The sequence below is a fragment of the Hymenobacter canadensis genome (assembly GCF_027359925.1).
GTDB lineage: Bacteria > Bacteroidota > Bacteroidia > Cytophagales > Hymenobacteraceae > Hymenobacter > Hymenobacter canadensis.
In genome coordinates, this window is sequence record NZ_CP114767.1 from 800,175 (window position 1) to 814,371 (window position 14,197).

The following is a 14,197-nucleotide window of genomic DNA, read 5'->3' on the forward strand; positions in this document are numbered from 1 at the left end:
CGCTAGCGCAGCAGCCGCAAGGTGGTATCCAGCTGCTGGGTGCGGAGCAGCGTTTGGTACTGCCGCTGCACCCGTTGCTGGTTCTGGCGCTGCTGCTGCTGCCGAAACGGTTTCACCTGGTAGCGGCGGGCCCCGGCCGGCCGGCTCAGCCCCACATAAACGAGGCCGCGGCTGGGCCGCTGGGTGGCTTCGCCGCTCTGGATGCGGGCAATGCGCTTCTCGTTGTTGCCGAACAGGGTTTGCAGCGGGCTCAGGCCTACATACAGGTCTGCCTGGCCATTGAGGTAGTATTCGCCGCTGATGTGCATGTCGGTGAGGTTGCTGTTCAGGTGCAGGTCCGGAATCAGCAGCCGCCCGCCCGCCAGCACAAAACGGGGGCTCACGGGCTCGAAATACAGGTGGCTGGTGCGTTCCTCGCGCATAAAACGCAGGGCCTGCATCAGGGCGTCCACGTTTAGCAGCTCCAGGTTTTGCAGGTCAGTTTTGAGGAAGGCGTAGGTTTGGTTGATGTCGGGCAGGAAGGTGTCGTCGAGGTCGGTGCGCAGGTCGGTTTCACCGTTCATCGTGCCCCGCACATTATCAGCCCCCAGCACATCGAACCCTACCGCGCCGGCTAGCCCAAACAGCTGGCTCAACTGAATCTGGCGCAGCCGGAGCTGGGCCCGTAGCGGGTGATGGCCCGCCTCGGCATCGGTTTGCAGCACGCCTCGCAACGAAATATCGCCCCCAAACGCCTGCAGCGAGCATTGCTCCAGCCGCACTTGGTTGGCCTCCAGGCTGCTGCGGAGGCGGAAACGGCCGCCCCGCAGCGCGCCATATTTCACCTGGTCGGCCGTCACGTTTACGCGGCCCGTTACGGTGCCGTCCAGAAAAGGCGAGGGCCGCGCGCCGGCCGAACGGCGCAGGCGGGAGTGTGCTTCCTCGGGTGGGGCGGGCATGGTGCTGAGTGCGGCCAGCAGTTGTAGTAGGTGCTGGATATCGAGGGTGGCGTAGTGTAGGTCGAGGTCGGCGCGGGCGCGGGCCAGCTGCGTGCCATTCAGCAGCGCGGTGGCACTTATGCGGCCCTGGCCGCCCGTGGACGAGCGGAACGTGAAGGCCGGAATCAGGAAGCGGCGGCCGTTTTTATCAATGCGCAGGCGTAGCTGCTGCAGCGCCGCGGAGCCCGGCAGTATCAGTTGATCTACCTTCACGGTGGCTTGGCCATTGGCGGCCAGCAGCACCTCGCGCAGCGTCGGGTCTTTGGGCGCGGTGGTGGCCCGGCGGGCGGGGCGCATCACGCGGGCCAGCAACTGCTGGTAGCTGAGGGAAGGGAAGTGCACGGCCAGCCGGGCCGCCACGGGCTGCAGATTGAGCGTATCGGTGGGCCAGCTGATGGTGCCGCGCACCTGGCCGCCCCACACCTGCGCGCGCAGATCGCGCAGCTGCACGTAGCGGCCATTGTGGCGCACGGTGGCCGCCAGGTTTTCCAGCGTATCGGCGGCCAGCACCAGTCGTCCGCACCGCAACTGAATGTTGAGGCGCAGGCCGGGGGGCAGCAGGTTCAGGGCCTGCGCCGCCAGCCTTTGGTTGGAAGTACGGTTGTGGTCGGTGGGCGGGGCGGGGCGCTTGCGGCGCTGGCTGCTGCCGGGGGCGGCCAGTAGCCGGCGCATCTCGCTCAGGTGCAGCTCATCCACCTCAAAAGTGCCGGCCACCGTCGTAATCGGGTGCTGTCCGCTGAAGTAGGCCAGCAGGTAGGTGGTGGTGGCGTTGGCCCGCAGCTGCATGCCGTTGATGCGGCCGGTGAGGTTTTCCAGCGTCCAGAGGCTGTCGTGCAGCCGGATATTCACGTTGAGGCCCACCATATCGGCGTGGCGGCGCGGAATGGCAAAGGAGGCATTTTCGAGCCGCACGGTGCCCCGGGCGGCAATAGGCGGCAGCAGCGTATCGGCCTGGGCCGCCCGGCGCCCGGCGCGGTCCGGAATGGTGGGCAGCACGCCGTTGAGCTCCAGGTTGATGGCCGCCTCGCCCTGGCGGGCCTGCCAGAAATCCGGTACCACCACGGCGGCCAGCGTCTGCAGGTCGGTGCGGCCGCGTACGTGGCCGTTGAAGCGGGGCCGGGTGAAATCGGTGACTTTCAGCACGGCATCCAGCTCGCCGGCCTGGGAATAAAGCCGGCACTGCTCAAACGACAGGCTGGTGGTGCGCGGGGCGTGGGCCGCGCCGTTGTCGAAGGTGCCGCGGGCGTCCCAGCGCCGGATGCGCCGCGCCGAGTCGGCCCACTGCACCTGGGCGTTGCGCATGGCAAAATGCAGAATAGTGCGGGGCCGCGTGGTGGGCCCGCTCACGCCCCGGATGCTGTAGCGAATAAAGGCGTGGCTGGGGCTGCGGGCATCATCCAGGAAACGCTCCAGGCCGGTAGGCAGCGCCACCCGCAGCACTTCCAGCAGCGGCTGCCGGCCCGCAAAGCGCAGGTCGAGGCGGGTGCCGCGGGTTTCGTTGGGGGCCGCCCCGCGGTGGGTGCCGCGCACCAGAATGGTGTCGTTGTTGAGCGTGACGCGGGTGCTGTGGAAGCGGCCCTGGCGCTGCCGGAAATTGTAGCTGTAGCGCACCTGCGCCACCACAGGCTTGTTGGCAAACAGATTGCCGCGCCCGCTGCGCAGGTACACCAGCTTCCCATCAAACCGGCCCCTGACGTGCGCTACGCCCTCCCGGACCCGGGCCGCCAGCCGCCCCTGGCGCACGTACGCCGAAAAGCCGCTCTGGTGCAGCTCGTTGCGGTCCGTCACGCGCACGTTGTAGAGCAGCAGCGAGTCCAGGTTGAAATCGGGCGGGCCTTTGGGCGTACCGTTGCGCGGGCCTTTGCCGCGCAGGCCCCAGTCGCGGCCCTGCGTATCGGTCAGCTGCCAGAACTCGCCGTCGCGCAGCGTCAGGCGGCTCACCCGGAATTCGCCGCGCCAGATGCGCGACAAATCCAGGCGGGCATCCAACCGGCCCACGCGCAATACCGGCACCGATTGGCGGTAGGAAGTATCCGTGAACTGCACGCCCTGCAGCGAGGCCGAAAGGTGCGGGAAGTCGCGCAGCGCCGAGATACGCACCTGAAAGGGCGCCAGCACCAGGTCGGAGTTGCGCGTGAGCCGCTCCCGGATCAGCTGCTCCAGGCGGCGCTGCGCCCATTCTGAGGTTATCAGCCAGGCGCCGCCCAGTACCATCACTACCAATCCCAGCATGGCAACGGCCAGCAATTGGCGAAAGGACGGTCTTTTCATATGGGCAGAATTGGCAGGGGCGCGGGAGCAGGTGGTTGGGGGCTAATACGCAGAATCAGCCATTGTGATACGGGAGCGGGCGGGTCAGTCAGATAAATCCGCGGCAAGTCGGAGAAGTCCGTTTCTTGCGGGCCCTATTCTATTGGTATCCATGAAACTTCCTTCCCTGCAGCTTCTGGCTGCCGAAGCGGCCCGCGTAGTGCGGCGCTTTCCCCTCACGCTGCTGTGCAGCCTGCTGCTGGGCGCGGTCGGCATCTACTACCAGCGGCTCGGCTTCACCGAGAAAAACCACGCCGATTGGCTGTTTCCGCTGCTGTCGGCGGCCGGGCTGGGCCTGACGCTCACGCTGAACGTGGCGCTGGCCGGGGAGCGGTACCGCTGGCCGGTGTGGCTAAAAGCTCTGGCAGCAGCTGGGGCGGTGGGGCTATTGGCGCTGTGGTACGTGCTGTGCCCCGCCGAACCCACCTTGGTCTGGGGCCTGCGGCTGGCTCTGCTGCTGCTGGGGCTGCATCTGCTGGTGGCGGTGGTGCCCTACCTGCCGGAGCTGCGCCGCCAGGCCGATACTGCCGGCTTCTGGCGCTACAACGAAACCCTGTTCCTGCGGCTGCTAACCGGTGGCCTGTACTCCGGCGTGCTGTACGTGGGCTGCGCGCTGGCGCTGGCGGCCATCGAAAACCTGTTCGACGTCAAGCTGGACCGCCACATCTACGAGCACCTGTTCACGGTGCTGGCCACGGGGTTCAATACCTGGTTTTTCCTGGCCGGCGTGCCCCACGACTGGGCGGCGCTGGAGCAGGAAACCACGTACCCGAAGGGCCTGAAACTGTTTACGCAGTTTGTGCTGCTGCCGCTGGTGGTGCTCTACCTGGTGATTCTCTACGCTTATCTGGCCCGGATTGTGGTGCGCTGGGAGCTGCCCGAAGGTTGGGTGTCCACCCTGATTCTGGCGTTTTCAGTAGCCGGCATCTTCGCCCTGCTCCTTATTCATCCCATCCGCAACGCCACCGAAAACACCTGGATTCGCACGTTCGCCCGCTGGTTCTACCGGGCGCTGTTTCCGCTGCTGGGGCTGCTGTTCGTGGCCATCGGTACCCGCGTGGGCGAGTACGGTGTCACCGAGGAGCGCTACTTCGTGCTGGTGCTGGCGGCGTGGCTGGCGGTTATGGCGGCTTACTTCCTGTGGCGGCAGGGGCAGGGCATCATCTGGGTGCCGGCCTCCCTGGCGGTGGTGGCGTTTCTGGCAGCGGGCGGGCCCTGGGGTGCATTTGCCGTAGCCGAGCGCAGCCAGCTCAACCAGCTGAGTCGGCTTGCCACCGAATACAAGCTGCTGAAGAATGGCAAGTTGGATGGGGCCGGGGAGCGGGTGCCCAAACTGCCGGTAGCCGTTGAGAAGCAGGTGGCCTCCATTTTCGAATTCTTCGCGAAGCGGGAAGCTATTGAGCAGTTGCAGCCGTTGTTCGCAACTGCCCTTATCCCCGCAGATTCGCTGCTGAACAAGGACGTGTGGCAGCAAAATGACTGGTTGAATGACCGGCTGTTCAGCGTAAGTGGTCTGAAGCGCTATAATATGTATAGCAGCAACGATGGTGAGGAAGAGGAAATCGTGTCCTTCTACGCCGAGTATCCTGACGTGAGGAGCCTTGGGAATGGAAAATACTGGGTAAACAATGTCAGCTCGAATATCGTGGAAACAGGCGGCACTATTCCGCTGACGCTACGGGAGGGCAACTTTCGCCTGTATGTTTCTGACTCCGGAGCCCGGATACTGCTGGAGCAGGAGCGCGCCGACGGCAGCTGGCAGCCGCAGCTGACGGCCTACCCTGGCCGCCTGGCCGATTCGCTGATGGCCAAAGCCGGTAGTGAGTCGGACATGTCCCGGGAAGTTCCTGATCAGGCCCTCACACTGCGCGTGTCAAACGGCCGCCACACTCTGGATCTGTACCTGCGAAGACTGTCCTGCGATACGGAAAACAAACGCAGCTACACCTTTGCCGGCAGTGCACTGGTAACCATCACCGCCCCCTGACTTCTGCCGCTGGTAAAGACGCAAAAAGGGCCGCCAGCGCAATGCCAGCGGCCCTTTACTCAGTTACTCAACTAGTCGCTATTCCCACTCAATCGTTGCTGGCGGCTTCGAGCTGATGTCGTACACCACGCGGTTGATGCCGCGCACCTGGTTGATGATTTTGTTGCTCACCTCGGCTAGGAACTCGTAGGGCAGGTGGGCCCAGTCAGCGGTCATGCCGTCCACGCTCGTGACGGCGCGCAGGGCTACTACCCGCTCGTAGGTGCGCTCATCGCCCATTACGCCCACGCTCTGTACGGGCAGCAGCATTACGCCGGCCTGCCACACTTTCTCGTAGAGGCCGTGCTCTTTCAGGCCGTTGATGAAGATGGCGTCGGCGCGCTGCAGCAGATCCACTTTCTCGGGGGTAATGTCGCCGAGGATGCGGATGCCCAGGCCGGGGCCGGGGAAGGGGTGGCGGTGCAGAATGTGCGCGGGCAGCTCCAGCGTGTGGCCCACTTCGCGCACCTCGTCCTTGAACAAAGCCCGCAGCGGCTCCACAATCCGCAGGTTCATCTTCTCGGGCAAACCGCCCACGTTGTGGTGGCTCTTGATGGTCACGGATGAGCCGTGTACCGATACACTCTCAATAACATCCGGATAAATGGTGCCCTGGGCCAGCCAGCGGGCGCCCTCCACCTTCTGGGCCTCGCGGTCGAACACCTCAATAAAGGTGCGGCCGATGGCCTTGCGCTTCTGCTCAGGGTCCGTCAGGCCCGCCAGCGCGTCGTAAAATTCCTGCGAGGCATCTACGCCGCGCACGTTCAAACCCAAGCCCTGGTAGGAGTGGAGCACCTGCTCGTACTCGTCTTTGCGCAGCAGGCCGTTGTTCACGAAAATGCCATGCAAACGCGTGCCGATGGCCTTGTGCAGCAGCAGCGCCGCCACCGATGAATCCACGCCGCCCGAAAGGCCCAGAATCACTTGGTCCTGCTCGCCGATAGTGCGCTGCAGGGTTTCTACCATGCTGTCCACGAAGTGCTCCGGCGTCCAGCTCTGGTCGAGGCCGCAGATGTTCACCACGAAGTTCTGGAGCAGCGTTTTGCCGTCCGTCGAGTGCGTGACTTCCGGGTGGAACTGGATGCCGTAGGTTTCCTGACCGGCTATTTTGAAAGCCGCCACGGCCACTTCCGGCGTGCTGGCTACAATGTCGAAGCCGGCTGGTAGCGTCTTAATCGTGTCGCCGTGCGACATCCACACCTGCGACTCGGTGGGCACACCGTGCAGTAGTGGGCTTTCGTGGTGGACGTGGCTGAGGCGGGCGCGGCCGTACTCGCGGATGGTGGCGGGCAGCACTTCGCCGCCCTGCTGGTGGGCCAGCAGCTGTGCGCCGTAGCACACGCCCAGCACCGGTACCTGGCCTAGGTAGGCGCTCAGGTCAGGGCTCGGCGAGTCGGCGTCGCGCACGGAACATGGGGAACCCGAAAGCACAACGCCCCGGATATCCTCAGTGAGGGCCGGGGCGTGGTTATACGGATGGATTTCGCAGTAGACATTCAGCTCCCGGATGCGCCGGGCAATGAGTTGCGTGTACTGCGACCCAAAATCGAGAATCAGGATTTGTTGAGGCATAGTGCAAAGCTACTAACGGATTTTGCGGAATAGGAAACTTCCGGCATATTAATCAGGTAAAAGCGTCTGTCAGCAATCTTGCTCGGGCCTGCAGGCGCCGTACCTTGCCGCATAGTGGCCAGGATGCCAATTGCGGCGTGACGTTTGTTATACCGGTACGCATCTGCCCGGGCAGATGCGGCAGGGCCGGGTTTGCAGATTGGAAGTTTCATCATCTTTTACGTTTGCCATGCTTTTCAAGAGCGTTTTTGTAGGGGTGTTGGCGGTTGCGGGCCTGGCATCATGGGTGCCGGCTGCTTCGTCGGTTGTTCAGGCACGGACAGAGCCTCAGCAGACGGCCCCGCACCAGCTGGTGGGCACCGTGGCCAACCGCAGCGGCGAGCCGCTGGCTGGTGCCACCGTCATGCTGGCCGCCAACCGCAACTCGTCGGTTATCACCAATTCCGCCGGGCGCTTTCTGCTGCCCAGCCCACAGCCTACCCCTGAGCTGCGCGTCAGCTTCGCCGGCTACTACGACACCACCGTGGTGATGCCGCCGGCCGGCCAGCCGCTGGTGGTGGAGCTGCGGGCCGTGGCTCGTTACAAAAAGCAGCTTAAAAAGCAGCTGAAATCGGCTGATAAAGCCTGGCGCAAAAACTAGGGCAGCTCTTTGGGCAAGAACGACTTACTGCCTGCCGACAACCTCCCGCCCGGTTGCTGCCGCAGAATTTCCAGGAAAATAGTTGCCAGGGATGGCGCAATAGCCGAATCTGTGCGTACCTTTGACCCGGCGAGTCAGAACGACCAGCTCCTGTTGAACTCCCCCAGGACCGGAAGGTAGCAAGGGTAGACGGTTGAGCGGTGCGATTTTGGCTCGCTTTTTTATTACGGATTGCGCCGAATATTTTCGGATTTCACGGAAGCGTGGCCAGTTCGACAGCAAGCAAAAAGCGGCTCCTGAAGCCGCTTTTTGTGTTTTATGGCCTCAGCAGAGGGCTATACGCTGGCGTGGTAGGCTACAAAATCCGCGCAATCCGAAGAATCCGTTTAATCCGTGAGTAGCTTTGCAGCCATTGTTGTTCCCAACCTACCCGCATGAAATTCTTCATTGACACCGCCAACCTGAAAGAAATTCAGGAGGCCGTAGAACTTGGCGTCCTCGACGGCGTGACCACCAACCCTTCGCTGATGGCCAAAGAGGGCATCCGCGGCACCGATGCGGTGCTGAGCCACTACAAGCAGATCTGCGAGTTGGTGGACGGCGACGTATCGGCCGAGGTAATTGCTACCGATTTCGAGGGCATCATCCGGGAAGGCGAGGCCCTGGCCGACCTGCACCCCAACATCGTGGTGAAAGTGCCCATGATCCGGGACGGCGTGAAAGCCATCAAGTATTTCTCGGAGAAAGGCATCAAAACCAACTGCACGCTGATTTTCTCGGCCGGGCAGGCACTGCTGGCCGCCAAAGCCGGCGCCACTTACGTGTCGCCGTTTGTGGGCCGCCTCGATGATATCGGGCACGACGGCCTGCAACTGGTGCAGCAGATCGTGGACATCTTCTCGAACTACGGCTACCCCACGCAGGTGCTGGCGGCTTCTGTGCGCCACGTGCCGCACCTGCTGCAGTGCGCTGAGCTTGGGGCCGATGTGGTAACCTGCCCGCTGAACGTCATCACCGGCCTGCTCAACCACCCGCTCACCGACAAAGGCCTGGCCACGTTCCTGGCCGACCATGCCAAGGTGAATGGCTAGCTGAGGTGCTGATTTTTGATGTGTTGATGTGCTGACTGGCTTCGCTACGTATCGTCGTCAACTACCGGCTAAGCTCATTCACAAGCAACGCATCAGCATATCAACAGATTAACAATCAGCCCATCAAGCTATGTACATTATCAAAGTAAAAGGCAAGGCCAAGATTCCGGATTACATCCAGCTGCGCGACGAGGAGTTTGTGCTCATCGCCTACTTCCGCGCCGACCGGCCGCTGAAGGACCTGCACCGCTACGGGCTGCAGGGCAAGGAAGAGCCGCTGGCCGCCGTTATCGAAGGCCTGGCGTTTGGCAAGCTGCAGAAGCTGGAAGTCTGAGCTGCCGCGCCCCGTTTTAGGGTTCCGGATGAAGTGAAACTGTGGGGCTGGCCGGGTTTACCGGCCGGCCACCAGTTGGCTTCATCCGGAATTCTGTTTTTTCAGGAAGTCCATCTGCCCCGTATCTTCGCCCTATGCCTACTGCCACCAACCCCGTTATTGAGCTCCACGACGCCTATATTATGCAGGACGTGAACACCGTGCTGCAGAAGGTGACGTTCACGCTCGACAAAGGCGAATTTGCCTATCTGGTGGGCCGCACCGGCTCCGGCAAAAGCTCGCTGCTGAAAACCCTGTACGCCGATCTGGCGCTGGGCGGCGGCACGGGCACGGTGGTCGGCTTCCCGCTGCCTAAGCTCAGCAGCGGCAGCAAGGTGCCGTTTCTGCGGCGGAAGCTGGGCATCATCTTCCAGGATTTCCAGCTGCTGTTCGACCGCACGGTGGCCGAAAATATGCTGTTTGTGCTGAACGCCACCGGCTGGAACGGCAAAGCCCGCAAGCAGCAGCGCATTTCGGAAGTGCTGATGCAGGTGGGGCTGGCCAACTCGGCGGCTAAGATGCCGCACCAGCTTTCTGGCGGCGAGCAGCAGCGGGTGGTTATTGCCCGGGCCCTGCTCAACGAGCCGCTGCTGCTGCTGGCCGACGAGCCCACCGGCAACCTCGACCCCGACGTGGCCGACAGCATCATGCGCCTGTTCGTGGAAATCAACAACTCCGGCACGGCCGTGCTCATGGCCACCCACAACTACCAGATCATCCAGCAGTATCCCAAGCGCGTGCTCAAGTGCGAGCAGGGCCAGCTGGTGGACTCGGCCACCACGCCCTTCCAGCTGCAGGGCGACCGGTAAGCGGTGGCGTTGGTCAAGCAGAATGGGAGAGTAGGGCTGCTCTTGCGCGTCACTGCTAATTCTTAATTCCTAATTCTCAATTCTCAATTCTCAATTGAATCCCCCCGGCCTTTCGGTGCTGATTCCGGTGTATAACCGCGACGTGACGCCGCTGGTCCGTGCCCTGCTGGCCCAGGCTGCTGACTGGGGTGGGCCGGTGGAAATCCACTGCCTCGACGACGCCTCCGCCCCGCAGTATCGCCGCCTGAACCAGGCGCTGGCCGCGCTGCCGGGCGTGTGCTACCAGGAGCTGCCCCGGAACGTAGGGCGCGCGGCCATCCGCAACCAACTGGCCGCCGCCGCCGCCCACGAGTGGCTGCTGCTGCTCGACAACGACAGCCTGCTGCCGGATGGACAGTTTCTGGCCCGCTACGCCGCGGCCCGACTGCTGGCGCCAGTGCTGGTGGGCGGCACCACTTATGAGGCGCTGCCACCAGTTGAGCCGGAGCTGTACCTGCGCTGGTTGTACGGGCGGCGGCGCGAGGCCCGGCCGGCGGCCCTGCGCCAGCGGGCTCCGCACGGCCAGCTTACGCTCAATAACATGCTGGTGCAGGCGACCGTGTTCCGCCGGTTTGGCCTCGATGAAACCCTGACCCGCTACGGCCACGAAGACACCAAGTTCGGCTGGCTGCTGCGGCAGGCCGGCACCAGCGTGCATCACCTCGATAACCCCGTATTGCACGATGGGCTGGAGCCTGCGGCCCTGTTTCTGAGCAAGACGCACGATGCCGTCCGCAACTTGGCGCGCCTTTACCACGCCGAGGGCCTGGGCGCCGATACCAAGCTGCTAAAGGCCGCGTTGCAGCTGCGCCGCTGGGGCCTCGGCGAGGCAGTGCGCGTGGCGTTTGCGCTGCGGCAGCAGCAGGTGCGCCAAAACCTGCTCTCCGGCCAGCCCAGCCTGCGCCAGCTCGATGCCATCAAGCTCTACTGGCTGCTAACAGAGCTGAAGTAGCCGCTGCGCAGAAACAAACCCCAAAGCATAAGGCACAAAAAAAGGCCCCTTCCCTTGCAGGAAGAGGCCTTTGACCCGGGTGGGTGCTTAGTCGTTATCGGTGTTTTTAACTTCCGATTTCACTTCTTTGAACGCGCCCTTCACGGCGCTGCCAACTTTCTTGCCGGCACCTTTCACGTCGGAGGCAGTGTTGCTGGCGGCCTGGCCTACCTTGCTGCGCTCGTCGGCGGTTTCTTCCTCCACATTGTTGGCGCCCTGGCTCACGGCGTCAGCTCCCTGAGCGGCCCGGGCTTCCGACTTGTCAAACGATTTAAAGGCGGCGTATTTCAGCTTTTCCTTCTGAATCTCGGCCAGATCTTTGGCCGGAATGTCGCCTTTCACCTTGTCGTAGGCTTCATCCAACGCACGCCACTCGGTATTGATATAGCGCCAGTCTTCGATGTCGTACTTGTCTTCGTTCTGCTTCACGTTGGCCACGAACTTCTCGTACGTAGCGCGGGCGTTGGAAGCAGTAATCTGGGCGGCCGGGCTCATGGGCTTGTAGTATTTGCCCGGCTTGGCGGTGCTCATGTCGGTAGTGGCAGCCGTACCTGTTGCTGCGGTAGCCATGTCAGCGCCGGCGCGGTTCTTCCAAGCCATTTCGCGCTTGTCGTAAGCGGCGGTGTAGCGGGTGCGCAGGGTTTCTATTTCCTGACGGCGGGCGTCATCGTAGCCATCGGCGTATTTGTCTACGGCGGCTACTTTGGCATCGAAATCAGCTTTCATCTGCGCAGTTTCGCGGTCGTAGTCGGCTTCGGCTTCGGTCGCTACGGCGTCGGCTTTGGCTTCAGCATCCGAAACGAAGGTGGCGAAGTCGTTGTAGGCCTGGTCGCTTTCGGCCGAAATTTCTTTTTTCTGATCCTGGCTGCAGCTTACCTGCGTGAAGGCGCCGCCGCCCATCAGCATCAAGGCTGCCAGGGCGCGGAGAGTGAGTTGTTTTTTGAACATGGCGGGAGAGAGTGTGGTGGGTGAAGGGCCGTAGCAGCTGGTGCCCCGGCCTTGGCAGATATAACGCAGGCCGAACGCCGGAGGTTACGCCGGCCGTTTTGGCGGCCGGCGGGCCGGGGTTGTTCTATCTTTCGCGCTCATTCGCTTGCTTTGCCCCCGTGCCCACATCCACCCCGCCTTCATCACCCATTCAGCTGCTCGATTTGCCCGCCCAGCACGCGCCCATCCGGGCCGAGCTGGAAACGGTTCTGCGCCACGCCCTCAACGAGGCGGCTTTCATTCAGGGGCCGGCCGTGCAGCAGTTTGCGCAGGAGCTGAGCGACTACCTCGGCGGGCCGTACGTGGTGCCCTGCGCCAACGGCACCGACGCCCTGCAGCTGGCCCTGATGGCGCTACGCCTACCGCCTGGCACCGAGGTAATTGTGCCGGCCTTCACCTACGTGGCCACGCTGGAGGCCGCCGCCGTGCTGGGCTTGGTGCCCGTGCCGGCCGAGGTGCTGCCCGGTACCTTCAACCTCGATCCGCAGGCCGGTGCGGCTGCCATTACTGCCCGCACCGGCGCTATCGTGGCCGTGCACCTGTTCGGGCAGTGCGCCGATCTGGAGGCGCTGCGCACTCTGGCCGACCAGCACAGCGTGGCCCTGATTGAGGACAATGCCCAGGCCATCGGGGCCACGTTCCGCACCAGCTTGGGCGAAACCTGGGTGGCCGGCACGGTGGGAGAGGTGGGCACCACCTCGTTTTTTCCCAGCAAAAACCTGGGCGGCTTCGGCGACGGGGGCGCTTTGTTCACCCGCGATGAAGCCCGCGCCACCTACCTGCGCCAGCTCGCCAACCACGGCCAGACGCGTAAGTACCACCACGCCCATATCGGCCTCAACTCCCGCCTCGATACGCTGCAGGCCGCGCTGCTGCGCGTGAAATTGCCCCACCTGCCCGCCTGGACCGCCGCCCGTCAGCACGTAGCCGCCCGCTACGATGCCGCCCTGGCCGACGTACCCGGCCTGGCCGTTCCCGCCCGCGACCCGCGCAGCACCCACGTTTTCCACCAATACACCCTCACGCTAACTGACGACACGCCCGGCCGCCGCGACGCGCTGCAGCAGCACTTGGCGGCGCACGGCGTGCCCAGCGCCGTGTACTATCCGCTGCCCACGCATCTGCAGCCGGCCTATGCCCACCTGAGCTACCGCGCTGGGCAGTTTCCGGTGGCCGAGCGGCTGTGCAGGACGGTACTGTCGCTGCCCATTCACCCCACACTCAGCGACGAGCAGGTAGCCTACGTGGCTGCTGTGGTGCGCGCTGGCTGTCATTCCGACGAAGGAGGAATCTGAGTAGAAATCGTCTGGCTTTTACCTCAGATTCCTCCTTCGTCGGAATGACAAATACGTACTGGCACTGTTTTTTCTTTTCGCCGTATAGACACCACTTTTCACGCTTCCAGAATCTCCGATATATGCGCCGTTCCTTCCTGACGCTTCTTCTGCCACTGGCCGGGGTAGCCGCCCTCACCACCGCCGCCATCCACAAGCCCGCGCAGTTCAGCCTGTTTTCCATTCAGCAGGACATTGAGCTAGGTGCCCAGGTGGCCCGCCAGACCGACTCCACCTACCGTGCCAAAGGCCAGCTGCTGGAGCGCAGCCGTAACCCGCGCGCCTACCAGCTGCTCGATGGCGTGGTGAAGCGCGTGCTCGACAACGGCAACGTGAAGTACCGCACCCAGTTTCCCTGGGACGTGAAAATCATCAAGGACGACGCCGTGCAAAACGCCTTTGCCACGCCCGGCGGCCACATTTATGTGTATTCAGGATTGGTTAAGTTCCTGGATAATGAAAGCGAGCTGGCCGGTATCCTGGGCCACGAAATTGCGCATTCCGACCGCCGCCACAGCACCCAGATGCTCCAGAAGCAGTACGGCACCAGCTTGCTGCTGGGCATCGTGCTCGGCAACCGCTCCAATAGCCAACTGGTGCAGCTGGCGGCCGGCGTGGGCCAGCTCAAGTTCAGCCGCGACTACGAGCTCGACGCCGACAAATACTCCACCATCTACCTCAACGGTACCCGCTATTACGACTGCGACGGCGCCGCCGGCTTCTTCATCAAGGCCGAAAAGCAGGGGGGAGGCGGCACGCCCGAGTTCCTGAGCACCCACCCCAATCCCGGCTCGCGCATCACCAACATCCAGAAAAGTGCCCAGGCCCTGGGCTGCGCCAGCCGCTCGGTCAGCAACACCAACTTCGCGGAGCTGAAGCGGATTCTGTAACGTCTGCTGCCTTCTGCTTCAATTCAAAAAGTCAGTTCTATTGCCTCAACCGGCCGGAACTGGCTTTTTTACGTTTCCAACAGACCGTAGCAGTAGCGCGAACTTTGTGGTTCGCGCCCTCGCGCCGGTAGAACTACCTGAATGAGGCAAACGGCGCG

Annotated in this window: 11 protein-coding genes and 1 other RNA gene; 9 read left to right on the forward strand and 3 right to left on the reverse strand. The window is 63.1% G+C overall.

The features are described 5' to 3' along the window. Window positions 1–2: 2 nt before the first annotated feature. Complete coding sequence (locus O3303_RS03430; RefSeq protein WP_269560669.1) at window positions 3–3,248, reverse strand: AsmA family protein; 3,246 nt, start codon at window positions 3,246–3,248, stop codon at window positions 3–5. Window positions 3,249–3,399: 151 nt separating this feature from the next. On the opposite strand from O3303_RS03430, the gene O3303_RS03435 reads away from it, so the two are divergent. Continuing rightward, window positions 3,400–5,274, forward strand: a complete 1,875-nt coding sequence (locus O3303_RS03435; protein ID WP_269560670.1) for a DUF4153 domain-containing protein — start codon at window positions 3,400–3,402, stop codon at window positions 5,272–5,274. Between the two features lie 78 nt (window positions 5,275–5,352). Here O3303_RS03435 and guaA read toward each other — a convergent pair whose 3' ends face one another. Beyond that, window positions 5,353–6,885 (reverse strand): glutamine-hydrolyzing GMP synthase, encoded by a 1,533-nt coding sequence (gene guaA / locus O3303_RS03440; RefSeq protein ID WP_269560671.1) that lies wholly within the window; start codon window positions 6,883–6,885, stop codon window positions 5,353–5,355. Between the two features lie 229 nt (window positions 6,886–7,114). On the opposite strand from guaA, the gene O3303_RS03445 reads away from it, so the two are divergent. The 6 genes from O3303_RS03445 (at window position 7,115) to O3303_RS03470 (ending at window position 10,789) form a co-directional block, all read left to right on the forward strand. After that, the gene (locus O3303_RS03445; RefSeq protein ID WP_269560672.1) at window positions 7,115–7,525 is read left to right on the forward strand and encodes a carboxypeptidase-like regulatory domain-containing protein; all 411 of its coding nucleotides are present in this window, start codon (window positions 7,115–7,117) and stop codon (window positions 7,523–7,525) included. Window positions 7,526–7,651: 126 nt separating this feature from the next. Continuing rightward, an RNA gene (ffs, locus tag O3303_RS03450) (signal recognition particle sRNA small type) lies at window positions 7,652–7,748 on the forward strand. A 211-nt stretch (window positions 7,749–7,959) separates the two neighbouring features. Continuing rightward, window positions 7,960–8,616 (forward strand): fructose-6-phosphate aldolase, encoded by a 657-nt coding sequence (fsa, locus tag O3303_RS03455; protein WP_044012824.1) that lies wholly within the window; start codon window positions 7,960–7,962, stop codon window positions 8,614–8,616. Between the two features lie 130 nt (window positions 8,617–8,746). After that, window positions 8,747–8,950, forward strand: a complete 204-nt coding sequence (locus O3303_RS03460) for a fructose-6-phosphate aldolase (RefSeq protein ID WP_269560673.1) — start codon at window positions 8,747–8,749, stop codon at window positions 8,948–8,950. A gap of 134 nt (window positions 8,951–9,084) precedes the next feature. Then, entirely contained in the window at window positions 9,085–9,798 is a 714-nt protein-coding gene (locus O3303_RS03465) for a cell division ATP-binding protein FtsE (RefSeq protein ID WP_269560674.1), read from the forward strand. Window positions 9,799–9,892: 94 nt separating this feature from the next. Then, on the forward strand, window positions 9,893–10,789 hold the full coding sequence (locus tag O3303_RS03470) for a glycosyltransferase (RefSeq protein ID WP_269560675.1): 897 nt from the start codon (window positions 9,893–9,895) through the stop codon (window positions 10,787–10,789). Window positions 10,790–10,876: 87 nt separating this feature from the next. On the opposite strand, the gene O3303_RS03475 is transcribed toward O3303_RS03470, so the two are convergent. Continuing rightward, the gene (locus O3303_RS03475; RefSeq protein WP_269560676.1) at window positions 10,877–11,776 is read right to left on the reverse strand and encodes a DUF6565 domain-containing protein; all 900 of its coding nucleotides are present in this window, start codon (window positions 11,774–11,776) and stop codon (window positions 10,877–10,879) included. Between the two features lie 158 nt (window positions 11,777–11,934). Between O3303_RS03475 and O3303_RS03480 the strand changes: the two genes are divergently transcribed. Together O3303_RS03480 and O3303_RS03485 are read left to right on the forward strand one after the other, a co-directional pair. Next, window positions 11,935–13,110 (forward strand): DegT/DnrJ/EryC1/StrS family aminotransferase, encoded by a 1,176-nt coding sequence (locus tag O3303_RS03480; protein ID WP_269560677.1) that lies wholly within the window; start codon window positions 11,935–11,937, stop codon window positions 13,108–13,110. Window positions 13,111–13,232: 122 nt separating this feature from the next. Further along, a complete protein-coding gene (locus O3303_RS03485) occupies window positions 13,233–14,039 on the forward strand; it encodes a M48 family metalloprotease (protein WP_269560678.1) in 807 nt (268 codons plus the stop codon). Window positions 14,040–14,197 lie beyond the last annotated feature (158 nt).